We start from the raw sequence: 21,813 nt of genomic DNA, 5'->3' as shown, positions 1-21,813 counted from the left end.
AGGTGCGGGTCAGGGTGCGCGCCGGAACACGACGCGCGTGACGCTCTGGGGCGCCAGCGTCAGCGGCAGGGTGAGGTTCAGCGCGGTGGGGAAGCGGTCCGCGTCCACGCCCGCCGGGGTGACGGTCTTCGCGCCGATGAGCTGCCAGCCGTCCAGCTGCGGGGTCAGCGGCAGGGTCGCGGCGCCCGTGTTCAGGGCCAGCAGGGTCAAGCGGTCGCCGTCGGTGGCGGCGTGCAGCCACACGCGCGGGTCGTCGCCGGTCACGGGGAAGCTTTGGCCACGCAACTGGGCGGCCTCGCGCAGCGCGCCGTACCCGAAGCGCGGGAAGGCCGCATCGTCCAGCAGCCCGTGGTTCCCGACGCCCATCAGCGCGAAGTACGCAGGGCGGACGCCGGCCTCCAGGAAGCGCAGCGTGGCCTCGGTGGCCCACAGGCCGCCCAGCGCGTCGCTGAGGTGCCGGGCGCGGTCGGTGCGCCACGACAGCGCGAACTCGGTCACGGCCAGATTCAGCGGTCGGCCCTGCGCGGTCGGGTTGGTGGCCGGGTCGGCCCACAGCCCGCGCAGGTGCGCCACGCTGCCGGTCACGCGCTCGATGCTCGCCAGGGCAGCCTCGTCGGTCGCGCCGCCGTCGGTGGGGTACAGGTGGTACGTGACCAGATCGAAGGCGTCCGCGCACCCGCGCAGCACCTCGTCCAGGAACGCGCCGGGGTTGCTCGTGGCGGGCCCGGCAATGCGCGCCTGCGGGTCTGCGGCCAGGATCGCCGCGCGCTGGGCACGGGCGGTGGCGCAGTATTTCGCGGGCGTCCAGCCCGGGTCGTTGCGGTTCGTGGCGTACAGGTCGGGTTCGTTCCCGATCTCCCAGTACGCCACGCGTAGGCCCAGCTCGCGGGCGTCCCGCACGGCCTGCGCGGCGTCCCCGGGCGCGGCGCGGCCCACGCCGCCGCGCGTGAACACGCGGGTCTGCACGATCAGGTCCGGCTGCCCCAGCAGCGTCCAGTTGGTCTTCAGGGTCTGCAGCGCGGCGCGGGTCAGGTCGTTCTCGTCCCCGATGTTCCCGCCGGGCCAGCGCAGCAGCGCGGGCCGCAGGGCGCGCAGTTCGGGGAGCGCTTCCACGACCGGCATCCAGTTCCCCAGGTTGAAGCCCGGCCCACCCAGCAGCGGTCCGTCCAGGGGGCGGCCTTCACCGGGGGCGGGCGTGACGTTCACCGCCCGCCCCGCCCCGGCCAGGGCGGCCAGGGCGAAGGTCAGGGCGGGCAGGGCGCGGCGCACGGCTTCAGTCCTTGACCGCGCCGCTCGTCAGGCCGCTGATCACCTGACGGCTGGCCAGCAGGAACACGATCAGCAGCGGAATGACCGTGATGACGACCAGCATCATGATCGCGCCCCAGTCGACGTTCACGTTCGTGGCCCCGCCGCCCAGGCGGCGCAGGCTCAGCGGCAGCGTCATGGTGTCGGGCTCGCTGAGTTTCATGATCAGCGCGCCCTTGAAGTTGTTCCACGCGCCGACGAACGTCACGACGCCCAGCGTGGCCAGGATCGGGCGGATCAGCGGCAGGACCACCTGACGGTAGATGCCGAACTCGGTCGCGCCGTCCATGCGGGCCGCCTCGATCAGTTCGCGCGGCAGGGCCGACATGATGTACTGCCGCATCAGGAAGATCCCGAAGGCGTTCGCCATGCCCGGCACCCACAGCGCGCGCGGCTCACCCACCCAGCCCAGGACGTTGTTCATGACCAGGAAGCTGGGAATGTCCATCACCAGCGGCGGGATGAGCATGGTGCCCAGGATGAACGCGAACAGCGCCGCCTTGCCCCGGAAGTCGTACATGGCGAAGGCGTACCCGGCCAGCGAGCAGAAGAACAGCGTGGTCAGCGTGGACACCAGCGCGATGTACAGCGAGTTCCAGAACTGCCGGGGCGCCTGCCCGTCCGTGACCTGCATCAGGCCCTGCCAGTTGCGGGCGAAGGCGTCCCCGAACCACAGGTGCGGCGGGAAGGTGAAGACCTCCGCGCTGGGGTGCGAGGCCCACACGAACATCAGGTAGAACGGCACGACCGACAGGAAGCACGCCAGCAGCATCAGCGCCCAGATGGGCACGCGCTGCCAGGGCAGCCGGGCGCGGCGGGGTCGGGGGCCGGGCGCGGCGCGCTGCGCGGGGGTGGTGGTCATCGGTTGCCTCCGTCGCGGGAGAACAGGTAGTTGTTCAGCATGCTCAGCGTGAAGATCGCCAGGAACAGCAGCCAGCTCATGGCGCTGGCGTAGCCCATGTCCAGGTCGCGGAAGGCGGTGTTGAAGATGTGCATGGCACTCGTCAGGCCAGCGCCGCCGCTGCCGCCGCCGTCGTTGAGGAGCATGAACGGTTCCTCGAACAGCTGCATGCTGCCCACGATGGTCAGGGTGAAGGCGTAGAACATCATGGGCCGCAGCAGCGGCAGCGTGATGTACCAGAATTTCTGCCACCCATTGGCGCCGTCCACGGTGGCGGCCTCGTACACGTCCTCGCTGATGGCCTGCAGGCCCGAGAGGTACAGCACGGTGTTCCACCCCACGTAGCGCCAGAACACCACGGCCGCGACCGAGTACGGCACGAGGTTCGGGTCGCCCAGCCAGCGCACGGGGTCCAGGCCCAGCTGCCCGCCCAGGTAGTTCAGGATGCCCAGCCGTTCGGAGTACAGCGTGGCGAACACGATGGCGATCGCCACGGCGTTCGTGATGTACGGCAGGAACAAGATGGTGCTGAACGTGCCCTGGAAGCGGCGCAGGCTGTGGTGGATGATGAATGCCAGCGGCAGCGCCACGAGGTGCTGCGGAATGCCGGACAGCAGGCCGATCCAGACGGTGTTCTTCAGGGATTTCCAGAACATGTCCGTGGGCCCCAGGGCCAGCTGGAAGTTCTCGAAGCCCACGAATTTCCAGTTGCCGACGCCGTCGAGGGGACTCCACAGGTGGAAGGCCAGGAACAGGCTGAAGATCAGCGGGAACAGGCCGAAGATGGCGAACAGGATGAAAAAGGGGCTGACGAACAGGTACGGCGCGAAGCGCTGCTGAAAACGCGTGTAGCTCCAGGTGCGGGGAGCGGCTCGCTGTGACATGGCGGGTCCTTGCGTGAATGTGGGGGGCGCGCCGACCGGCGGTGGCCGGCGCGCGTCCCCTCGGGGCGTGGGGTCGTATACGGATTCCGTTTATTTCGTTGACAGATCGGTGGCGTTCCGATCTGTCAACTCCATATCCGGAATCCGTTTCTCTCCTCCTCGCATCCGCTCGGATTGAACGGCTGTATCAGCCATTCAATCGGAGTCCGTCTTAGCGGGCGCGGCGCGCGATCTGGGCGCGGGCGTCGGCGAGCGCCTGCTTGACGTCCTTGCCCTGTTCGAGGACGTTGGTCAGTTCGGTCTGGAGGATCTGGTCGGCGATCGAGTCGTACTTGTTCACGTCGATGGGCTGGGTCTTGGCGGCGGCGTCACGCCACAGCACGCGGGCCTTCTGGCCGCCGAGGAACTCGACGGGTTCGCTGAAGGCCTTGTCCTTCTGCGCGGCGATCAGCGCTGGGAAGGCGCCGTTGTCCTTGAAGGCGGTGATCTGCGAACCCTGGTTCAGGGTCATGAACTTGATGAATTCCCAGGCCCACTGCTTGTTCTTGGCCTTGCTGGGCACGGCGTAGAAGCTGCCGCCCCAGGAGGCGAAGCCCTTCTCGGGGAGGTTCTGCACGCGCCACAGGCCCTTGGTGTCGGGCGCCATCCAGTTCTGCAGGGCGCCCTGCAGCCACGCGCCGCTGAACTGCGTGGCGACGGTGCCTTTCTTGAAAGCGTCGTACCACTCGTTGCTCCACTCGCCGATCTTGGCGTCCAGGCCGGCGTCGCGGACCTGCTTGGCGAGGGTCATGGCGCGCACGAAGCGGGCGTTGTCGGGCCCGACGAGCAGGGTGTTCTGCTTGTCGAAGTAGATGCCCTCGCCGGACTTGAGGTTGGTGCGGATGACGAGGTTGTACACGGAGGCGGCGGTGTTCACGAGGTACGCGCCGGTCTTCTGCTTGATCTTCTTGCCGCTGGCGATGTAGTTTTCCCAGCTGCTCTGCATGGTCAGGGGGTTCACGCCGGCCTTGTCGAGCACGTCCTTGCGGTAGAAGAAGGTGCCGGGGCCGATGTCGGTGGGCATGGCGATGAAGCGGCCGTCGGCGCTGGTGGCCTGCGCGATGGTGAAGGGCGTGAACAGTTTCTTGTACTGCGCGGCGTTGTAGGGGGCGCTGTTCAGGTTCTCCAGGCCCTGGCCTTCGGCGAACTTGCCGACGTAGCCGATCTCGATGGCCATGACGTCGGGGAGACCCTGGCCGGTGGCGAGGGCGGTGGTCATGGCGTTGTGGTGGTCGGCGAACTGCTGCGCCTGGAGGTTGATGGTGACGTTGGGGTGCAGTTTGGTCCAGGCGGGCAGGATGGCTTTGATGGCGCTGTCCAGGCTGGGGAAGGCGGCGACGGTCAGGGTGACTTTCTCCTGGGCGTGGGCGGTGCCGAGCAGCAGGGCGGTGGCGAGGGCGAACGCGGCGGATTTCTTCATGGTGACCTCCAGGTCGGATTGAAAGCGCTTTCAAAGTGAGTGCGGGTCGGGTGTGGGTGACGCTCAGCCATCCGGGGTGCTCATGGCCGTCACCCCCCGCCGGACGCGGCCCGCCGGACGCGGGGACGCCGGGGGAGCCGTGGATTCACGGATGATCAGTTCAGGCTCGAAGACCTGCCGGACGACCGGCTGACCGTCGAGCAGGTTCAGCGCCTCGCGGGCCGCCGTCAGGCCGATGTCGTAGATCGCCTGCCGCACGGTCGTCAGCGGCGGCGTCATCAGCGACGAGGTGAACACGTCGTCGAAGCCCGTCAGGGACACGTCCCCGGGGACACTCACACCGCGGCGGTACAGCGCCAGGCGCGCGCCCAGCGCCATCTGGTCGTTGGCGCACACCAGCGCCGTGAACGGCAGCCCCGTGTTCAGGATCGCCTCGGCGGCCTCCAGGCCACCTTCCTCGGTGTAGCGGCCCATCTGGATCAGTTCGGGCGGGATGCTCACGCCGTGCGCGTCCAGGCAGTCCAGGAAGGCCACGCGGCGTTCCATGGCGTCCTGCTGCCGCTCGGCGCCGCTGATGTACGCGAACTGGCGGTGCCCCAGCGCGAGCAGGTGCCGGGCGACCTGCTGCATGGCCTTGGTGTTGTCCAGCACGATGCAGCTGTGATCCAGGCCGCGCACGTCGCGCCCCACCGCGATCAGCGGCACGCGCCGCGCCACGTGCGTCAGGATCTGGTCGTCGAGGATGCCGCCCATCATGATCACGGCGTCCACCCGGCGGGCCAGCAGCAGGTCCAGCGCCTCCTGCTCACGCTCGGTGCGCCACTGGCCGCTGATCACGATCGGGTGGTACGGCGTGTCGTTCAGGGCCGCCTCGATCCCGGCCAGCGCCTCGCCGTAGAAGGTGGAGTTCAGGGTGGGGGTGATCACGCCGATGGTCAGGCTGCGCCCGCCGGCCAGGGCCTGCGCCTGCGGGTTGGGGCGGTAGTTCAGGCGGGTGATGACGGATTCGACACGGGCGCGTTTTTCTGGCGTCACGTTGGCCGTGCCGTTCAGAATGCGTGACACGGTGCTGGGCGACACGCCCGCCTCCCGCGCCACCTGCGCCAGGGTGACTGCTTCCATCATGGGTGCTCCTGCAAGTCAGGCCGGTTGCCTGCTTCGTGAAGAGGTGATTGAGATGCCCGGAGCGTACTCCTGCCTGAAAGCGCTGTCAACAGGTGATCGGGCGGGTATTACGGTGCCGCGCGGGCCGAATTGCACCTGCCCAGCCTCCTTTCGCCGCCGGGTGTGCCGAGGCAGCGCGTGGAAATGCTTCCGCGAGGGCCGATGATTGGTTAGAAGAACTAAATATGGCTGCGCGGTGAACAATCCGTGCCCGGGAGACTGAATCGGTTGAGTTCATGGAAAACTATGCCCTGCAGCGTGGTGAGGCCGAAAACTTGACACCCCGGGGACAATCCGGCTACGCTGCACTTCGTTAAACCAACTAACTAAAGCGAGGACCGATGCCCCCCACCCCCGGCGGCGACCAGCCGTACCTGAAACACCTCAACCGCGCCCGCGTGCTGCACCTGCTGCGCACCCACCCCGGCCTCAGCCGCGCCGAACTCGCCGCCCACAGCGGCCTGACCAAGGTCACCGTCGGCAGCCTCGTCACGACCCTGCTGGACGGCGGCTGGCTCAGCGAGGGCCACGCCCGCCCCGGCCCCGCCGGACGCCCGGGCCGCGAACTGCACCTCGGGGAAGCCCGGCACGTCCTCCTGGGCGCAGAGATCGGCGTGCTCGGCGCACGCGCCGTCGCCACCACCCTGCGCGGCACCGTCCTGGCCCGCGCCGAGACCCGCACCCCCACCACCACCCCACAGGCCGCCGCGCACACCGTCACGCAGCTGTGCGGGCAGCTGCTGCAAGACCCCGCCACGCAGGGCCGCGAGCTGCTGGGGCTGGGCGTGGCCCTGCCCGGCCCGGTCAGCCCGGACGGCACGCGCGTCCTGTACGCCCCGAACCTCGGCTGGGACGACGTGCCCTTCCTGGACCTGCTGCGCGCCGCGCCCGACCTGCCCGCCACCCTGCCCGCAGGCGCCATCACGCTGGACAACGAGGCGAACGCCGCCGCCTTCGGCGAGAGCTTCCTGCGCCCCGGCGACCCGCCGCAACTGCTGGCGTACGTGAGCCTGGGCAGCGGCGTCGGCGCGGGCTTCACGGCCCTGAGCGGCACCCCGCACGTCCTGCGCGGCGCACGCGGACTGGCCGGGGAGATCGGGCACGCGATCATCCAGCCCGGCGGACTGTACTGCCACTGCGGGAACCGCGGCTGCGTCGAGACCCTGCTGGGCGGCTGGGCGATCCGCGCCGCGCTGAACCTGAACGTCCTCGACCCGCTGGACGAGGCCCTCGCGCCGCGCCTGCGCGAGGCCGCCGTGCAGGTCACCCTCGGCCGCGCCGGGGAGGCGCTGGGGCAGCTGCTCGTGAACCTGCACCAGACCCTCGGCCCGGACGAGATCGTCATCGGCGGCGCCCTGACCCGCCTGGACGGCGCCGTGCTGGGCCCCGCGCTGGACGTGTACCACGCCCGGCAGTGGCGTCCGGCCGCGCCGCCCGCGCGCGTCACGGTCCGCCAGGGCAGCCTGTACCTGCCCGCGCTGGGCGCCGCCGCGCAGGTCCTGGCGCGCGTGATCGACACCCCACAGGAGCCCGCATGACCCCCACTCCACCTTCGCCGCTCACGCCCGTCACGCTGGGCCTGGACGTCGGCACCAGCGGCGTCAAGGCCGTCGCCGTCACCGCGGGCGGCGAGACCCTGGCCGAGAGTACCCACCCCTACCCCCTCCTGACCCCCCGCCCCGGCTGGACCGAGCAGCGCCCCGCCGACTGGCTGGCGGGCGTGCGCGCCGCGCTGCGCGACCTGAGCGCCGCACTGGACGGGCAGGCGCAGCCCGTCGCGCTGGGGCTCAGCGGGCAGATGCACGGCCTCGTCCCGCTGGACGCCCACGGCGAGGTGCTGCGGCCCGCGCTGCTGTGGAACGACCAGCGGACCGGCGCGCAGGTCGAGCAGATCGAGGCCCGCGTCCCCCGCGCCGAGCTGGTCGCGCGGACCGGGAACCGCGCCGTGACCGGCTTCCAGCTGCCGAAGATCCTCTGGCTGCGCGACGAGGAACCCGACACCTTCGCCCGGCTGCGCCACGCGCTGATCCCCAAGGACTACGTCGGCTTCGCGCTGACCGGCGTGCTGGCCGCCGAACCCAGCGACGCCAGCGGGGTGGGCGCGCTGAACCTCGCGCGCGGCGCGTGGGACGCGGACGTGCTGGGTGCGCTCGACCTGACGCCCGACCTGTTCCCGCCCCTGGTGAAATCCACAGATGTCGTCGGCACCCTGACCCGCGAGTGGGCCGCCGCGACCGGCCTCCCCGAAGGACTCCCGGTCGTCGCGGGCGGCGGGGACAACGCCGCCGCCGGAATCGCCCTGGGCCTGTCGAGCGCCCGCCCGGACGTGGGCAGCGTCAGCCTGGGCACCAGCGGCGTGATCTTCAGCCCCCTGCGCGACCCCACCCCCGACCCGGAGGGCCGCGTGCACCTGTTCGCGCACGCCGACGGCGGGTACCACCTGCTCGGCGTGACCCTCTCGGCCGCCGGGTCCCTGGAGTGGCTGCACGCGAGACTCGCGCCCGACACGCCCATCGCGGCGCTGCTGGAGGAGGCCGCGCAGGTCCCGCCCGGTGCGGGCGGCGTGACGTTCCTGCCGTACCTGTCGGGCGAACGCAGTCCCCTGATGAACCCCCACGCCCGCGCGGCGTTCACCGGCCTGAGCCTCGCGCACGGCCGCGCCCACCTGACCCGCGCCGTGCTGGAGGGCAGCGTCGCCGCACTCGCCGACGCGTACGGCGTCATGCAGGCCATCGCCCCGCTGAACACCCTGATCTCCACCGGGGGCGGCGCCCGCAGCGACCTGTGGCTGGGCCTCGCCAGCGGCGCCCTGAACCTCCCCGTGCATCCCACCAGCGCCCGCCCCGGCGCGGCCCACGGCGCGGCGATCCTCGCCATGCCCGCCGCCGGACTCCACCCGAACCTGACGGCGGCCATGGACGCCACCCGCCCCGACCTCCACCCGCCCGTCCCGCCCGTGGACATGGCCGACGCCCTGACCGCCTACGCCGCTGCCCGCACCGCCCTGTACGGAGGCTGAAGGAGATCCAGGGGTCGAGGGTCCAAGCGTCCAGAACGGCACTCCACCCCCTCGCCCTGCCCCATTCCCTGTGACCCTTAGACCTTTAGACCCTCAGACCCTTCGACCCTCGACCCCTTCAAGGAGCCCCGCATGCCTGACTTCACCCCCACGCCCGCAGACAGGTTCACGTTCGGCCTCTGGACCGTCGGCAATACGGGCCGCGATCCGTTCGGCGAGGCGACCCGCCCGGTCCTGAAGGCCCCGTACCTCGTGGAGAGGCTGGCGGCGCTGGGCGCGTACGGCGTGAACCTGCACGACAACGATCTCGTGCCGATCGACGCGACCGCCGCGCAGCGCGACGCCCTGGTGCGCGAGTTCCAGCAGGCGCTGTCGGATCATGGGCTGGTCGTGCCGATGGCGACCACGAACCTGTTCAGCGACCCGGCGTTCAAGGACGGCGCGTTCACGAGTGCCGACGCCCGCGTGCGCGCCTACGCGCTGAGCAAGACCATGCACGCCATGGACCTGGGCGCGGAACTCGGCGCGGACACGTACGTGCTGTGGGGTGGCCGCGAGGGGACCGAGGTGGACGCCGGCGGCAAGCTGCTGGACGCGCTGGGCTGGTTCCGGGACAGCCTGAACTACCTGGCCGAGTACAGCGAGTCGCAGGGGTACGGGTACCGCTTCGCGCTGGAACCCAAACCGAACGAACCGCGCGCCGACATCTTCCTGCCGACCGTCGGCAGCGCGCTGGGCTTCATCGCGACGCTGGACCGCCCGGAGCTGTTCGGCCTGAACCCGGAGTTCGCGCACGAGACCATGGCGGGCCTGAGCTTCCCGCACGCCGTCGCGCAGGCCATCGACGCCGGGAAGCTGTTCCACATCGACCTGAACGACCAGAAGATGGGCCGTTTCGACCAGGACCTGCGCTTCGGTGCGGAGAACCCCAAGGGCGCGTTCTTCCTCGTCAAGCTGCTGGAAGAGTCCGGGTACGCCGGGCCGAAGCACTTCGACGCGCACGCCCTGCGCACCGAGGACGAGGTGGGCGTGTGGGCGTTCGCGCGCGGCTGCATGCGCACCTACCTGATCCTGCGGGAGAAGGTGCAGCGCTTCGCGCAGGACGCCGAGATCCAGGCCGCCCTCGCCGCGTACCGCGTGCACGACGCCGAACTGGAGGCCCTGACCGGCACCTTCAGCCCCGCGAACGCCGGGGCGCTGAAGGCCCACGCCTTCGACCGCGCCGCGCTGGGCACGCGTGGCCCAGGCCTGGAGGCGCTGGACCAGTTGACCATGGAACTCCTGCTCGGCGTGCGCTGAGCGGCGCTACCCTCGGCCCATGACCACGCCCACCGTCCACACCCGCCCCTGGGGCTCTGCCCCCGACGGGCAGCCCATCACGCAGTTCACCCTGACGCTGCCCGGCGGCGTGCAGGCCCGCCTGACCGACCTGGGCGCGACCCTCACCAGCCTGCATGTCCCCGACCGCAGCGGCACGCCCGGCGAGGTCGTGCTGGGCTTCGACCGGCCCGAACCGTACCTCAGCCGCGAGACCGCCCCGTTCCTGGGCAGCACCGTGGGGCGCTTCGCCAACCGCATCGCGCAGGCCCGCTACACGCTGAACGGGCAGGAGGTCCACCTGACCCCCAGCGACGGACCGCACGCCCTGCACGGCGGCCCGCGCGGCTTCGACCTGCACCTCTGGTACGGACACGCCGAGGTGGTGGGGGAGGGCGCGCAGGTGACGTTCACCCGCACCAGCCCCCACGGCGAGGAAGGGCACCCCGGCACCCTGCACGTGCAGGTCACGTACCACCTGACCGCCGACCCCCACCCGACCCTGAGCATCGAATACCGCGCGACCACCGACGCGCCCACCCACGTCAACCTGACCAACCACACCTACTGGAACCTCAGCCCCGATCCGCACGAAGGGATCGGCGCGCACGTCCTCACGCTGCACGCCGACACCTTCACGCCCACCCACGCAGGCGGCATCCCCACCGGCACCGTGCAGGACGTCACCGGCACCCCCCTGGACTTCCGCACGCCTCGAAGCCTGGGCGACGCGCTGACCGATCAGCCCGGCGGCTTCGACCACAACCTCCTGCTGCGCGGCCAGGACGGCACCCTGCGCCCCGCCGCCACCCTGCACCACCCCGCCAGCGGCCGCACCCTGGACATCCACACCACCGAACCCGCCATCCAGCTGTACACCGCCAACTTCCTGAACGGCCAGCACACCGGGCACGCGGGCCGCATCCACGGCCCCCGCGCCGGCGTGTGCCTCGAAACGCAGCACACGCCGGACTCGCCCAACCAGCCGCAGTTCCCCACCACCCGTCTCGACCCCGGACAGACCTTCACGTCCCGCACCGTGCACACCTTCCGCGTGACCTGACCCTGCGGCGGGTGTGCAGTCGGAGGTTCCATGAAACGACATTCCCTGCTCGCCGCGCTGCTGCTCTCCACCGCCCTGGCCGGAGGCAGCGGCCCGGCATCCAGCCCTGGTGCCTCCAACTCCGGCGCCCCCACCCTGAATGGCCCCACCCTGAAAGGCAGCGCCCCACCGGGCCTGCGCGTCGGCGCGGCCGTCAGTGCCGCCCTGTTCGAGGACCCCGCCTACGCCGCCCTGGTCGCCCGTGAGTTCAGCAGCGTCACCCCCGAGAACGCCATGAAATGGCAGGCCACCGAGGCGAACGAGGGCACCTTCGTGTACGGCCTGTCCGACGCGATCGTGACCTGGGCGACCCGCCACGGGATCGCCGTGCGCGGCCATACCCTCATCTGGCACGACAGCGCCCCCGGCTGGCTGTACCAGATCAGGGACGCCGCGCGCATGCGACAGGTCATGAGCGCCCACATCCGCGCGCTGATGACCCACTACCCGCAGGTCACCACCTGGGACGTCGTGAACGAGGCCGTCAGCGACGCCCCCGGCCACCCCCTGCGCGCCAACAGTCCCTTCGCGGTCGCCGGACCCGACTACATCGCCCACGCGTTCCGCGAGGCGCACGCCGCCAACCCGCAGGCGCGGCTGTACTACAACGACTACAGCGCCGACGGCATGAACGGCAAGAGCGACGCCATCTACGCGCTGCTCAGGGACCTGCTCGCGCAGGGCGTGCCCATCCACGGCGTGGGCTTCCAGGCGCACCTCGACGAGACGTACGACGTGACGGCCAGCCGCGTCACCGAGAACCTCCGGCGCTTCCGCGCCCTGGGCCTCGACGTGCAACTCACGGAAGTGGACGTCACCCTGCGCGGCCCCCCCCACCCCCGACGCCCTGAAGCGGCAGGCCCGCGTGTACCACGACCTCCTGACCGCCTGCCGCGCCGCCGGATGCAGCAACTTCACCCTGTGGGGCGTCACGGACCTGAGTTCCTGGCGCGCCGCCGCCTACCCCCTGCCGTTCGACGACGACGGGCGGCCCAAACCCGCCCACGCCGCCCTGATCGCCGCGCTGCGCGGCCCGCCCTGAACGCCTGCACGCTGACGTCAGCGGTTCTGGAGCAGCGGGTACGGATTGATCGCCCCGCCGCCCGTGTAGATCCCGTAGTGCAGGTGCGGCGGCGTGCCCCTGGCGTTTCCGCTGTCTCCCACGAAGCCCACCACGTCCCCCGCCTGCACCCAGTCCCCGCGTTTCAGGTCCGGGTACCGCTCCAGGTGCGCGTAGTAATGCCGCTGCCCCGCCGGGCCCAGGATCATGACCGTGCGACCCCCCAGGTTGTTCGGCCCGACGTTCACGACCATGCCGCGCGTCGTGGCGCGGATCGGCGTGCCGCGCGGCGCGAAGATGTCCACGCCCTCGTGCCGCCGCCCCTGACTGCGCGCCCCGCCCCAGGTGTCCACGAACCGCTGCCCCGGCAGGGGATTGGGCAGGCTGCCCGCCACCGGAGCGGGTGCGGCCATCAGCGCCGCCATGCGCTGCGCGCCCTGAATCAGCGGCCACAGCAGGTACGCTGCCCCCGCGAGGACCAGCACCGTCACGATCACCCCGACCACCCTGCGCATATGCCCGCCAGCATGCCGCCTGCACCCGCGCCGTGAACCGGGCAAAAGTTGCAGAGCCGCCAACCATGAACGCGACCACAAGGCGCGTGCCCACGCGCGCTAGACTGCCCGGATGCCTGTCCGCCCCCCGCCCAGTTCCCCCGCCCACCTGTGGACCCTGCCCGGCGGCCTGACCGTCGTGTTCGAACGCCGCCTCACGCCCGGGTTCGCGTTCGACCTGCGCGTCCCGGTCGGCAGCGCCCACGACCCCGCCGGGGCGGAAGGCACGGGCGGCGTGCTGGAGGAATGGCTGTTCAAGGGTGCCGCCGGGATGGACGCCCGCGCCCTGCAGGACGCCTTCGACGACCTCGGCGTGCGCCGGGGCGGCGGCGTCGGCCCCGAGGCCACCCGCATCGGCGTCAGCGGCCTGCGCGCCGACCTGCGCGCCGCGCTCGCTCTCACCGCCGACGTCCTGAATCGCCCCGAACTGCCCGGGGACGAATTCGAGATCCTGACCGACCTCGCCCGGCAGGACCTCGAGGGCCTGGAGGACAGCCCCGCCGACCGGCTCGCCACCCGCGCCCGGCAGGTCGCCTTCCCCCGCCCACAGGCCTCCCCGTACGCCGGGTACGCGCACCCCACCAGCGGCACCACCGAGGGCCTGGACGCCCTCACCCCGCAGGGCGTGCGGGAGCACCTGACCCGCTACGGGCAGGCGGGCAGTGTGCTGGGCCTCGTCGCCGACCTCGAACCCGGTGACGCCCTCGCCCTGGTCGAGGGGACCCTCGGCGGTCTGCGCCCCGGCCTCGACGAACCCGTCCCCGCGCCCTTCCACGCCCACGCGCAGGCGCACGAACCGCACCCGGACGGCGAGCAGACGCACCTCAGCCTCACCGCGCCCGGCGTCGGCCCCCGCGACGCGCACTGGCTGGCGTGGCAGGTCGCCCTGACCGCCCTCAGCGGTGGCAGCGCCAGCCGCCTGTTCCACGCCGTCCGCGAGGAACGCGGCCTCGCCTACGCCGTCAGCGCCAGCCCCATCCTCCTCGGCGGACACGGCTACCTCAGCGCGTACGCCGCCAGCACCCCCGACCGCGCCCCCGAGACCCTTCAGGTCCTCCGCGAGGAACTCGCCCGCCTCCCACAGGGCCTCACCCCCGCCGAGTTCGAACGGGCCCGCACCGGCCTCGCCACCAGTGTCATCTTCGGCGCCGAAAGCCTGCGCGGCCGCGCCCACGCCCTCACCCGCGACGTCGCCCTGTTCGGCCGCCCCCGCTCCGTCCAGACCCTCCGCCAGAGCATCCAGGCCCTGACCCTGACGCACGTCAACGACTTCCTGAGCACCTACGACCCCACCCGGGACGCCACCACCGTCACCCTCGGCCCCAGCGACCCCACCCTCAACCCGGACCCCACCCATGCCTGACCTGCCCCACACTCAACTGCACCAGCACACCCTCCCCAACGGCCTCACCCTCCTCCTCGAACCCGACCCGGACGCCCAGACCATCGCCGCCGGGTACTTCGTCAACACCGGCAGCCGCGAAGAAACCCCCCAGGACATGGGCGCCAGCCACTTCATCGAACACCTCCTGTTCAAAGGTAGCGACGAAGTGGGCGCCCGCGAACTCAACGAACGACTCGACGACCTCGGCGGGCACGCCAACGCCTTCACCAGCGAAGAAGCCACCGTCTACCACGCCGCCACCCTCCCCGAATACACCCCCGAACTCCTCCACACCCTCACCGAACTGATGCGCCCCGCCCTGCGCGACGACGACATCCACACCGAACGCGGCGTCATCCTCGAAGAAATCGCCATGTACGCCGACCAGCCCAGCGTCCGCGTCACCGACCAGCTCCGCGCCGACTACTGGGGCGACCACCCCCTCGGCCAACCCATCCTCGGCACCACCGACACCGTCACGAACCTCACCCCCGACACCCTGCGCGCCCACCATCAGGCCCGCTACGGCGCCCGCCGCGTCACCCTCGCCGTCACCGGCCAGTTCGACCCCCACCAGCTCACCACCTGGGCCGAACACCACCTGCGGGACTGGCCCACCGGCACCCCCACCCCCACCCCGACACCCGCCCCCCCACCCGGCCCGACCACACCCGCACCCTTACCGACCCCGACCTCACCCGCGTCCACCTCGCCGCCACCAGCCCCGGCCTCAGCGCCCACCACCCCCTGCGCGAAGCCGCGCACATCCTCGCCGACCTCATCGGCGGCGAAAACGGCGCCCTCTACTGGACCCTCATCGACACCGGCACCTGCGACAGCGCCGACCTCGCCCACCTCGAATACCAGCACCACGGCACCTTCGAAGGCGGCTTCACCAGCGACCCCGACCGCGCCCCCCAGGCGCTGACCACCTACCGCCAGGTCCTCCGCGACGCCCACACCCTCATCACCCCCCACGCCGTCCGCCGTGCCGCCCGCAAACTCGCCGTCAGCACGCTCCTGCGCGCCGAAACCCCCCAGGGCCGCCTCTTCACCCTCGGCATGGAATACCTCGCCACCGCCCGCACCCTGGGCACCGACGACCTCGTCAAACGCTACGAGAACGTCACCGTCGAGCAGGTGCAGGAAGTGCTGCGGCTGTGCCCCATGGACCGACTGACGGTGGTGGCGCTCGGGCCTATCTCGGAACTCTGAGGTTCGGCTGGGGGTGATTCCCCGTTGGAAGGGTTGCGCCTGCGGCGGGCCTCCCCACCCCCCAGCCCCCTACCCCAGAGGGGCAGGGGGGGCTTCCGTTGCACTGGGCAAGAGTTTCTTTCAATGCGGCGTGTGTGCAGTGGGCGGTGACGGGTCCGGCTTCGACGCCATCCTGCCGCCCCCCCGTAGGCCCGCGCGCTGCGCGCACGACGGCCGGTGGTGGTCTGCGGTCGCTGGCAGGGCAGCTTGAAGCGATCCGCTGATCGACTTTCAAAGGACAGCTTTTGCCAAAGCGAGAAAAAGTAGAACCTTCCGGCACGCACCAAGCCGACTTGCCCCGCAACCGTCGTGGCAGCCGAGCCCGTCGTGCGCGCAGCGCGCGGGGCGCCCGCCGCGACACCGGAGGAATGCAGCCCCATACGTGGCCGTCCCCGCCAGTCACCCACGAGAAACGCCAGAGAAATACCTGCCCAGCGCAGCGACTGCTCCCCCTGCCCCTCTGGGGTAGGGGGCTGGGGGGTGGGGAGGCCCGCCGCCAGGCGCACCCCCACGGCGCAACCGATCAGCGATTCGTCGCCGCGTACAGCGCGAGAACCTCGCGTGCCTCGTCCACGTGCATCTGTTCCACGAGCGCTCCCTGGTGCGTGGCGATGCTTTTCCCTTCGGCGCGCGCGGCGTCCCACGCGTCGATGAGGGCCTGTGCTTCTGCCGCCTCGGCTACGGTGACGCCGAACGCCTGGTTGGCGGCGTCGATCTGGCCTGGGTGGATGAGGGTTTTGCCGCTGAAGCCGAGGGCGCGGCCCTGCTGGCATTCGCGCGTGAAGCCGCCTATGTCTCGGATGTCGTTGTAGACGGCGTCGAGTGGTGTTTTGCCGTGGGCGCGGGCGGCGAGGACGACGCTGCTCAGGGCGTGGAGGAGGGGGGTGCGGTCGGGGTGGGGTTGGGTGCGCAGGGCGCGGGAGAGGTCGTTCGCGCCGACGATGAGAGTGGTGACGCCGGGCACGGCGGCGATGTGGTGGGCGTTCAGGACGCCTTGTGGGGTTTCGATCATGGCCCAGAGGGGGAGGCCGAGGCTGAGGGCGTGGGCGTCGTGGGCGTGTTCGACTTTGGGGAGGACGATGCCGCTCGCGCCGGCGGTGAGGGCGAGTTCGCGGTCGTCGTGTTCCCAGGGGGTGTTCAGGGCGTTGACGCGGATGAGGACGGGGACGGGCCAGGGGGTCTGGAGGGCGTGGCGGATGTGGTCGCGGGCGGCGCTCTTGTGTTCGGGGGCGACGGCGTCTTCGAGGTCGAGGATGATGGCGTCGGCGTTCAGGGTGCGGGCTTTGTCGATGGCGCGGGGTTTGTCGCCAGGGACGTACAGGACGGAGCGGGGGGGGTGGGCCGGGGGCATGCGTTCAGTATCGGGGGTGGGGGTCAGCTCAGGCCCCAGATGCGGGGCGGGGCGAGTTCCAGCACGTTCCCGGCCGGGTCCTGGAAGTACAGGCTCTCGCCCCGGTCGCCCCAGGCGTACCGCGTGACGGTCAGTCCGGCGGCGCGCAATCTCGCTTCCCACTCGTCGGTCCGGGCGGGGTCAAGGGTCAGGCAGGCGTGCCCGCCGGGCGTTCCGGCGTGTGGGGGGACGTCGCCCGGCTGGGCGCTGGCGCGTGGGTCGAAGATCAGCAGCATGCTGCCGTCCAGCCGGTAGAACAGGTGCCGCCCGGCGACCTTCCCGTGCAGGGTCAGGCCCAGCGTGCCGCTGTAGAACGCCTCGGCGCGGTCCAGATCGTCGACGTACAGGCAGGTTTCCAGGACGCGCATGCCGTACAGGGTACGGCAGCGCGCCCCGGCCGGAGCGGGGGCGCGCGTCGAGTGGGTCTATTTCAGGCGGCAGAGCTCGCCGGGGTCGCAGGTCTGGCTGATGGACGCTCCGGCTCCGCTGGCGGCGGCGAGGGTCAGGAGGGTAGCGGCGGTCACGAGCAGTCGGTTCATGGGCACTCCTTCCAGCGGGGTGCTGGGCCCGGTGCTCCGGGCGTTCCCCAGTTGTCCGGCGGGGCGTGCGCGGGTGCCCCTCTTGCGTTCGCGGGGCAGGCATGGTCAGGGCAGCAGCAGGCGGGGTTCGGGCGCGGGGCCCAGCGCGCGGCGCTGCACGTCCCGCAGGACGCTCTGTCCGTCGGCGTGAATGCCGTGTTTGCGGAAGCTGGTGGCGAGACTCTGGGCGTCCCGGGCGAGCAGGTCGCGGAAGTGCGGGTTCTGACGGGTCGACAGTTGCGGGAAGTCAATGATGGTCACGGTGTCCTCCTGCCAGAGCAGGTTGTAGGTGCTGTAGTCGCCGTGCGCGTACCCCAGGCGCAGCAGGTCGGCCATGCCGGTCAGGCTCTGGTCCCAGGCGCTGCGGGCCTGCTCGGGGGTCAGGTGCGCGTCGCTGAGGCGCGGGGCGACGTGGTCCTCGGTGCCGATGAGTCGCATGAGGACGGCGGGGATGGTGTCGGCGTAGGCGGTGGGGTGCGGTCCGGCGAGGGGTTCGGGGACGTTCAGTCCGGCGGTCCAGAGGGTCCACAGGTGCGCGTACTCGCTCAGGACCCAGTCCTGCTGGAGCATCTCCAGGCCCTTGCGGGTGCGGTTGTGCATGGCCTTGGCGGCGCGGACGTCGAGGATGACCTGCCCGGCGCGGTACACGCGGTCGTCCTTGAAGGAGCGGGTCTGCAGGTCGCGGTAGAGCTTCACGAGGACGCTGCCGCGCGGGCCGCGGGCGACGTACGCGGTGGCTTCCTTGCCGCTCTTGAGTTCCGCGACGACTTCCGTGATGTGGCCCAGGTCCTTCAGGCGGCGGATCACGTCGTCCTGTTCGCTGTCCTCGTCGGCGGTCAGCTGGGCCAGCTGTCTCCGCCCGACCGGTTTCTTCCTGCCGCGCCTGCGGGATTCGCCCGAGTCGGTCCAGGGGTCGTCCAGCCAGTCCTGATCGGTCCAGTCCTGTGCGGCTGGGTCGTGGGTGCGGGCGCTCATGGGCGCCGCCGATGGTCAGTGCAGGGTGTGGCGCCCGAAGGCAGAGGCGGCCAGTGGTGTTGCGTCAAAATCACTCCAGGTTGCGTTGGCGAGGACTCCGTGTGCGGCGGTCTGGATTGCAGTGATGTCGGTCATAGCTGGCACCTCCTTTCGGTGATGGGTGCAGCGTAGCAGGGCAAGGTGGCCGCTGTCACGAAAGACGCGGGGGGCTAGGCCATCACGCCTACGGCCCCTGCGGGCTGCCCGGCGCCGGGGCGGCACCCTTGCACGACGTGAGAGTCGGTGCTACTCTGCACAGGCCCGCGCGGAAGCGCGCGAGAACGGGTCCTTAGCTCAGTTGGTAGAGCGGCGGTCTCCAAAACCGTAGGTCGTGGGTTCAAGTCCTACAGGGCCCGCCACGAACCGCCCCTCAGTCCACTCCGGATCGGGGGGCGGATCCTTTGCCGGGCGCGGCGGTCCGCGTCACAGGAGTCCGCGGTGGGCAGAGATGAAGGGAGGCTGTGAAGTTTCCCCGGCGGCCCGGGGTGGGGTGTTCATAGACTGCGGGTCATTCCCTGATGGGTGGGCAAGGAGTCGCATGATGAACATGATGAAGCGTGCTGTTCTGTCGGTCGTGGTGCTGGGTCTGTCGCTGGCGAGCTGTAGCCGGATCGTGGGTGCGGCCATTCCGCCGCAGACGATCAGTAACCCGGCGGGGCTGGAGGGCAAGCAGCTGGTGGCGTCGTCGCCGCTGGTCGTCGAGTCGGTGCGGGGCACCGTGAGTTACAGCACGGCGGGTGCGCCGTTCGGGGACATTCAGATTCCGGATCTGCCGTTCGGGATCAGGCCGGGTGGGCTGGAGTTCCGGACGGGGTTCAGTCAGATCGACGTGACGGGCGCGTGCGTGAAGCCGCAGGCGTTCACGGTGACGGTCCGGGACGTGAAGGTGGACGCGAGTGACGCGGTGGCCAGCGCGACCTTCACGCAGAACGCGGCGGCGCAGTTCACGCTGACGCGCACGTCCGAGGGGGCCGGGAGGGCCACGTACGGCGTGTCGGACACGAAGCTGAGCGTCTCGGCGGACGTGGCGACGGCCATGAAGTTCTTCTCGATCCTGACCACGGGCGGCCAGAACACGGTCAGCGTGATGGCGACGATCAGCGCCAGTGACAACGGCCTGGCGGGCTGCACGATGGGTTTCACGCTGAAGGACGTGAGCGTCACACTGAGTAAGTTCCAGTAACCACCGGCCTGTGCAGCTGTCGGGGGGTGCAGGGCTCGCGGCGCCCCTCCCGGCCGCTGCCCAACCGCTGTTCAGGCTCATGTTCAGATGCCCTCACTGCGCGCTTGCGGGTGGGGGCGGTCTGCTGTGGTGCCGTCAGCGCTGGGGTGGGGTGAGGGCGTCGCGCAGCCACGCCTGGAATTCGGGCAGGGCGCGGTCGTACTGCAGGGCGATGATCTCGGGCACCTCGTAGGGGTGGACGGCCTTGATGCGCGCCTCGAGGTCCGGGTACTGTTCGCCGCTGGTCTTGATGAGCAGCAGGCTCTCGGGGTCCTCGGCGACCTCGCCCTGCCAGCGGTACACGCTCTGGAGGCCGGGGACGATGTTCACGCAGCCGGCGAGGTGCTCGGCGACGAGGATGCGGGCCAGGTCAAGGGCCCGCTCGGGGGGGAGGGTGACCATGACGACAAGTGACACGCGCTCAGCATACGACCTGGGTGGGTGGGGTCGGCAAGGGAACCCCCCCGGTGTGTGACGGGGGGCGGGGGCGCGCTGGCGTGCGGCGCGGGTGTGCGGCGCTGGTGTTACTGGAGGGTGCGTTTCAGGAGGGTGACCCTGACCTGCACGCGTTTCTTGTTGCGCCACACGTCGAGCGTGACGGTCTGGCCGGGGCGTTTGGCGGCGACCAGTCGGGTGACGTCGAAGGAGTCGCGCACGCCCTGGCCGTCCACGGCGACGATGATGTCGCCGAGCGGCGCGAGCAGCTGGTCCTTGCTGTTGCGCAGGCTGCCGCGCAGGCCGGCGCGGGCGGCGGCGCTGCCGGCCGGCACCTGGTCGATCAGGGCGCCCTGGTTGCTGCTCAGGCCTGCCAGCTGGCGCAGCGCCGGGTCGAGGCTGTCGAGGTCCACGAGGGTCGCGCCAAGCGTGCCGCGCTGGGGTACGCCGATCTTCTCGAGGTCGTCGAGGCTCTGCTTGACGACGTCGCTGGGAATGGCGATGCCGATCGTGCCGGGCACGAGGGCGTTCGGGGCGGCGTTCAGGTCGGCCACGCCGACGACAAGTCCGCGGGAGTCGAGGACGGGGCCGCCGCTGTTGCCCTGCTGGATGCTGGCGGTGGTGGTGATGTACTGGCTGATTTCCGATCCGAGCTGGTCGGTGCGGGGGACGTCGCGGGCGCTGGCGGTGACGCTGTACACGCCGCTGCCGACGAAGTTCTGAATGCGGAAGGGCGTGCCGAGCGTCATGAGTTTCTGCCCCGGGATGAGGCGGGCGCTGGACCCGAACGCGAGCGTGGCGGGCGCGGTGACGCCGGTGACGCGCAGGATCGCGATGTCGATGCCGGGGTCGACGCCCTCGAGGCGCGCGGTGACGCGGCGGCCGTTGTACAGCGTGACGGTGATGGATTCCTGGAACTGCACGACGTGGTAGTTCGTGACGATCAGGTCCTTCTTGTAGAAGAAGCCGGTGCCGGTCTCGATGGGGTCGTCGCCGGGTTGCAGCTGTTCGCGTTGCAGCCGGGTGTCGACGCGCACGACGGCCTGCAGGGCTTTCTGGGTGATTTCGACGGTGTTGATCTCGTCGGGGGTGACCAGGGTGCGCTGCGCGGTGACGCGGCCGGTCAGGTACGCGCCGCCGAGTCCGCCGCACAGCAGCAGCGTGAGCCCCAGCGCGCGTGGGAACTTCACTCGCTGCTCTTGGGGCGGGAGTCGGTGACGTAGAAGCCGCTGCCCTTGAAGGCGATGCCGGGGCGGGCCAGGATGCGTTTGACGGGCGCGCCCGTGTCGGGGTGTGTGGTGTAGGGCTCGTCGCGCATGCTCTGCTGCAACTCGTAGATTTCGCCGGTGTCCAGGTTCTTGTACAGGTAGGTGGGCATGGATCTTCTGACCTCGCGTGTATGTGTCCGCGCGCGTACGCTCGCGCCGAACATCCTAGCAACTGTGGTCAGGCGCGGATGTAAGGTCGCTCAGGCGTTCCCTTGAGGGTTGCGTCGGGCCGTGCCTGCGCCTGGCAGCTGTGTGAGTGGTGTACTCACGTGAGGCCGCACGTGGATGCTATGCTGCCCGGGTGGGCCGACTTGGTGTCCGGCTCACACGAAACAGGGCAGCGCAAGGCCCCTGCCCGCCCAGGCGGGACAGGGGAGACGAGGTGGAAGTCAGCGAGTTTCTGCGGATGCTTCCAGGCCAGCACGCACGGCCTACCCGGCGCCCGGCGGTTCCAGCACGGAATCCAGGGCGTGAATCCCGACCATAACCCCCGTGGCGAC

At 70.7% G+C, this 21,813-nt stretch carries 19 protein-coding genes, 1 tRNA gene and 2 pseudogenes; 10 read left to right on the top strand and 12 right to left on the bottom strand.

Annotated elements, in window-relative coordinates; translation table 11 throughout:
- Nucleotides 1–9 precede the first annotated feature (9 nt).
- The 5 genes from DEIGR_RS14660 to DEIGR_RS14640 form a co-directional block, all read right to left on the bottom strand.
- Nucleotides 10–1,269 (bottom strand): hypothetical protein, encoded by a 1,260-nt coding sequence (locus DEIGR_RS14660; RefSeq protein WP_058978310.1) that lies wholly within the window; start codon nucleotides 1,267–1,269, stop codon nucleotides 10–12.
- Nucleotides 1,270–1,273: 4 nt separating this feature from the next.
- Nucleotides 1,274–2,170: a carbohydrate ABC transporter permease gene (locus tag DEIGR_RS14655; protein WP_058978309.1), complete on the bottom strand. Its 897-nt coding sequence runs from the start codon at nucleotides 2,168–2,170 to the stop codon at nucleotides 1,274–1,276.
- Nucleotides 2,167–3,093 carry a carbohydrate ABC transporter permease gene (locus DEIGR_RS14650; RefSeq protein ID WP_058978308.1) on the bottom strand — a complete coding sequence of 309 codons (927 nt, stop codon included), beginning with the start codon at nucleotides 3,091–3,093 and terminating at the stop codon, nucleotides 2,167–2,169. The genes DEIGR_RS14655 and DEIGR_RS14650 overlap by 4 nt, the downstream gene beginning before the upstream one ends.
- Nucleotides 3,094–3,304: 211 nt before the next feature.
- Nucleotides 3,305–4,552 (bottom strand): ABC transporter substrate-binding protein, encoded by a 1,248-nt coding sequence (locus DEIGR_RS14645; RefSeq protein WP_058978307.1) that lies wholly within the window; start codon nucleotides 4,550–4,552, stop codon nucleotides 3,305–3,307.
- Nucleotides 4,553–4,615: 63 nt separating this feature from the next.
- The gene (locus DEIGR_RS14640) at nucleotides 4,616–5,677 is read right to left on the bottom strand and encodes a LacI family DNA-binding transcriptional regulator (RefSeq protein WP_236704760.1); all 1,062 of its coding nucleotides are present in this window, start codon (nucleotides 5,675–5,677) and stop codon (nucleotides 4,616–4,618) included.
- A gap of 380 nt (nucleotides 5,678–6,057) precedes the next feature.
- On the opposite strand from DEIGR_RS14640, the gene DEIGR_RS14635 reads away from it, so the two are divergent.
- From DEIGR_RS14635 to DEIGR_RS21500, 5 genes and pseudogenes are all read left to right on the top strand, one after another.
- Nucleotides 6,058–7,254, top strand: coding sequence for an ROK family transcriptional regulator (locus tag DEIGR_RS14635; RefSeq protein ID WP_058978306.1), 1,197 nt, complete (start codon nucleotides 6,058–6,060; stop codon nucleotides 7,252–7,254).
- Nucleotides 7,251–8,735 (top strand): xylulokinase, encoded by a 1,485-nt coding sequence (xylB, locus tag DEIGR_RS14630; protein WP_058978305.1) that lies wholly within the window; start codon nucleotides 7,251–7,253, stop codon nucleotides 8,733–8,735. The genes DEIGR_RS14635 and xylB overlap by 4 nt, the downstream gene beginning before the upstream one ends.
- Nucleotides 8,736–8,867: 132 nt before the next feature.
- Nucleotides 8,868–10,034 carry a xylose isomerase gene (gene xylA, locus DEIGR_RS14625; RefSeq protein ID WP_058978304.1) on the top strand — a complete coding sequence of 389 codons (1,167 nt, stop codon included), beginning with the start codon at nucleotides 8,868–8,870 and terminating at the stop codon, nucleotides 10,032–10,034.
- A 19-nt stretch (nucleotides 10,035–10,053) separates the two neighbouring features.
- Nucleotides 10,054–11,115: an aldose epimerase family protein gene (locus DEIGR_RS14620; protein WP_058978303.1), complete on the top strand. Its 1,062-nt coding sequence runs from the start codon at nucleotides 10,054–10,056 to the stop codon at nucleotides 11,113–11,115.
- A 30-nt stretch (nucleotides 11,116–11,145) separates the two neighbouring features.
- Nucleotides 11,146–11,973, top strand: a pseudogene (locus DEIGR_RS21500) (endo-1,4-beta-xylanase); the annotation flags it as partial.
- 240 nt (nucleotides 11,974–12,213) lie between these two features.
- Here the strand turns inward: DEIGR_RS21500 and DEIGR_RS20905 are convergent.
- Nucleotides 12,214–12,729, bottom strand: coding sequence for a M23 family metallopeptidase (locus DEIGR_RS20905; RefSeq protein WP_058978301.1), 516 nt, complete (start codon nucleotides 12,727–12,729; stop codon nucleotides 12,214–12,216).
- A 112-nt stretch (nucleotides 12,730–12,841) separates the two neighbouring features.
- Between DEIGR_RS20905 and DEIGR_RS14605 the strand changes: the two genes are divergently transcribed.
- The 3 genes and pseudogenes from DEIGR_RS14605 (at nucleotide 12,842) to DEIGR_RS21575 (ending at nucleotide 15,367) form a co-directional block, all read left to right on the top strand.
- The gene (locus DEIGR_RS14605) at nucleotides 12,842–14,131 is read left to right on the top strand and encodes a M16 family metallopeptidase (protein ID WP_058978300.1); all 1,290 of its coding nucleotides are present in this window, start codon (nucleotides 12,842–12,844) and stop codon (nucleotides 14,129–14,131) included.
- Nucleotides 14,124–15,097: pseudogene (locus tag DEIGR_RS21585) on the top strand (M16 family metallopeptidase); the annotation flags it as partial. The gene DEIGR_RS14605 and the pseudogene DEIGR_RS21585, both read left to right, overlap by 8 nt.
- Before the next feature lie 117 nt (nucleotides 15,098–15,214).
- Nucleotides 15,215–15,367 carry a hypothetical protein gene (locus tag DEIGR_RS21575; protein WP_322787164.1) on the top strand — a complete coding sequence of 51 codons (153 nt, stop codon included), beginning with the start codon at nucleotides 15,215–15,217 and terminating at the stop codon, nucleotides 15,365–15,367.
- 562 nt (nucleotides 15,368–15,929) lie between these two features.
- Here DEIGR_RS21575 and DEIGR_RS14595 read toward each other — a convergent pair.
- The 3 genes from DEIGR_RS14595 to DEIGR_RS14585 form a co-directional block, all read right to left on the bottom strand.
- Nucleotides 15,930–16,757: an HpcH/HpaI aldolase/citrate lyase family protein gene (locus tag DEIGR_RS14595; RefSeq protein WP_058978299.1), complete on the bottom strand. Its 828-nt coding sequence runs from the start codon at nucleotides 16,755–16,757 to the stop codon at nucleotides 15,930–15,932.
- 23 nt (nucleotides 16,758–16,780) lie between these two features.
- On the bottom strand, nucleotides 16,781–17,164 hold the full coding sequence (locus DEIGR_RS14590; RefSeq protein WP_058978298.1) for a VOC family protein: 384 nt from the start codon (nucleotides 17,162–17,164) through the stop codon (nucleotides 16,781–16,783).
- A 276-nt stretch (nucleotides 17,165–17,440) separates the two neighbouring features.
- A complete protein-coding gene (locus DEIGR_RS14585; RefSeq protein WP_058978297.1) occupies nucleotides 17,441–18,349 on the bottom strand; it encodes an RIO1 family regulatory kinase/ATPase domain-containing protein in 909 nt (302 codons plus the stop codon).
- A 322-nt stretch (nucleotides 18,350–18,671) separates the two neighbouring features.
- Between DEIGR_RS14585 and DEIGR_RS14580 the strand changes: the two genes are divergently transcribed.
- Nucleotides 18,672–18,747, top strand: a tRNA-Trp gene (locus tag DEIGR_RS14580).
- A gap of 191 nt (nucleotides 18,748–18,938) precedes the next feature.
- Nucleotides 18,939–19,571: a hypothetical protein gene (locus DEIGR_RS14575; RefSeq protein ID WP_153013761.1), complete on the top strand. Its 633-nt coding sequence runs from the start codon at nucleotides 18,939–18,941 to the stop codon at nucleotides 19,569–19,571.
- A 135-nt stretch (nucleotides 19,572–19,706) separates the two neighbouring features.
- On the opposite strand, the gene cutA is transcribed toward DEIGR_RS14575, so the two are convergent.
- From cutA to DEIGR_RS14560, 3 genes are all read right to left on the bottom strand, one after another.
- Nucleotides 19,707–20,027: a divalent-cation tolerance protein CutA gene (gene cutA, locus DEIGR_RS14570; protein ID WP_119673160.1), complete on the bottom strand. Its 321-nt coding sequence runs from the start codon at nucleotides 20,025–20,027 to the stop codon at nucleotides 19,707–19,709.
- A 107-nt stretch (nucleotides 20,028–20,134) separates the two neighbouring features.
- The gene (locus DEIGR_RS14565) at nucleotides 20,135–21,235 is read right to left on the bottom strand and encodes a S1C family serine protease (RefSeq protein ID WP_058978295.1); all 1,101 of its coding nucleotides are present in this window, start codon (nucleotides 21,233–21,235) and stop codon (nucleotides 20,135–20,137) included.
- Nucleotides 21,232–21,423 (bottom strand): FmdB family zinc ribbon protein, encoded by a 192-nt coding sequence (locus DEIGR_RS14560; RefSeq protein WP_058978294.1) that lies wholly within the window; start codon nucleotides 21,421–21,423, stop codon nucleotides 21,232–21,234. The genes DEIGR_RS14565 and DEIGR_RS14560 overlap by 4 nt, the downstream gene beginning before the upstream one ends.
- Between the last annotated feature and the right edge of the window lie 390 nt (nucleotides 21,424–21,813).

Origin of the sequence: Deinococcus grandis (assembly GCF_001485435.1) — a bacterium.
GTDB lineage: Bacteria > Deinococcota > Deinococci > Deinococcales > Deinococcaceae > Deinococcus > Deinococcus grandis.
The sequence above is the reverse complement of the archived record's forward strand: the minus strand, read 5'-3'. Positions and strand labels throughout refer to the sequence as shown.

Excerpts from the sequence above, each read along its gene's own strand:
- DEIGR_RS14585 (WP_058978297.1), bottom strand. The coding sequence starts at position 18,349 with ATGAGCGCCCGCACCCACGACCCAGCCGCACAGGACTGGACCGATCAG.
- xylB (WP_058978305.1), top strand. The coding sequence starts at position 7,251 with ATGACCCCCACTCCACCTTCGCCGCTCACGCCCGTCACGCTGGGCCTG.
- DEIGR_RS14655 (WP_058978309.1), bottom strand. The coding sequence starts at position 2,170 with ATGACCACCACCCCCGCGCAGCGCGCCGCGCCCGGCCCCCGACCCCGC.
- DEIGR_RS14620 (WP_058978303.1), top strand. The coding sequence starts at position 10,054 with ATGACCACGCCCACCGTCCACACCCGCCCCTGGGGCTCTGCCCCCGAC.
- xylA (WP_058978304.1), top strand. The coding sequence starts at position 8,868 with ATGCCTGACTTCACCCCCACGCCCGCAGACAGGTTCACGTTCGGCCTC.
- DEIGR_RS14595 (WP_058978299.1), bottom strand. The coding sequence starts at position 16,757 with ATGCCCCCGGCCCACCCCCCCCGCTCCGTCCTGTACGTCCCTGGCGAC.
- DEIGR_RS14645 (WP_058978307.1), bottom strand. The coding sequence starts at position 4,552 with ATGAAGAAATCCGCCGCGTTCGCCCTCGCCACCGCCCTGCTGCTCGGC.
- DEIGR_RS20905 (WP_058978301.1), bottom strand. The coding sequence starts at position 12,729 with ATGCGCAGGGTGGTCGGGGTGATCGTGACGGTGCTGGTCCTCGCGGGG.
- DEIGR_RS14650 (WP_058978308.1), bottom strand. The coding sequence starts at position 3,093 with ATGTCACAGCGAGCCGCTCCCCGCACCTGGAGCTACACGCGTTTTCAG.
- DEIGR_RS14640 (WP_236704760.1), bottom strand. The coding sequence starts at position 5,677 with ATGATGGAAGCAGTCACCCTGGCGCAGGTGGCGCGGGAGGCGGGCGTG.
- DEIGR_RS14590 (WP_058978298.1), bottom strand. The coding sequence starts at position 17,164 with ATGCGCGTCCTGGAAACCTGCCTGTACGTCGACGATCTGGACCGCGCC.
- DEIGR_RS21575 (WP_322787164.1), top strand. The coding sequence starts at position 15,215 with ATGGAATACCTCGCCACCGCCCGCACCCTGGGCACCGACGACCTCGTC.
- DEIGR_RS14560 (WP_058978294.1), bottom strand. The coding sequence starts at position 21,423 with ATGCCCACCTACCTGTACAAGAACCTGGACACCGGCGAAATCTACGAG.
- DEIGR_RS14575 (WP_153013761.1), top strand. The coding sequence starts at position 18,939 with ATGAAGCGTGCTGTTCTGTCGGTCGTGGTGCTGGGTCTGTCGCTGGCG.
- DEIGR_RS14635 (WP_058978306.1), top strand. The coding sequence starts at position 6,058 with ATGCCCCCCACCCCCGGCGGCGACCAGCCGTACCTGAAACACCTCAAC.
- DEIGR_RS14605 (WP_058978300.1), top strand. The coding sequence starts at position 12,842 with ATGCCTGTCCGCCCCCCGCCCAGTTCCCCCGCCCACCTGTGGACCCTG.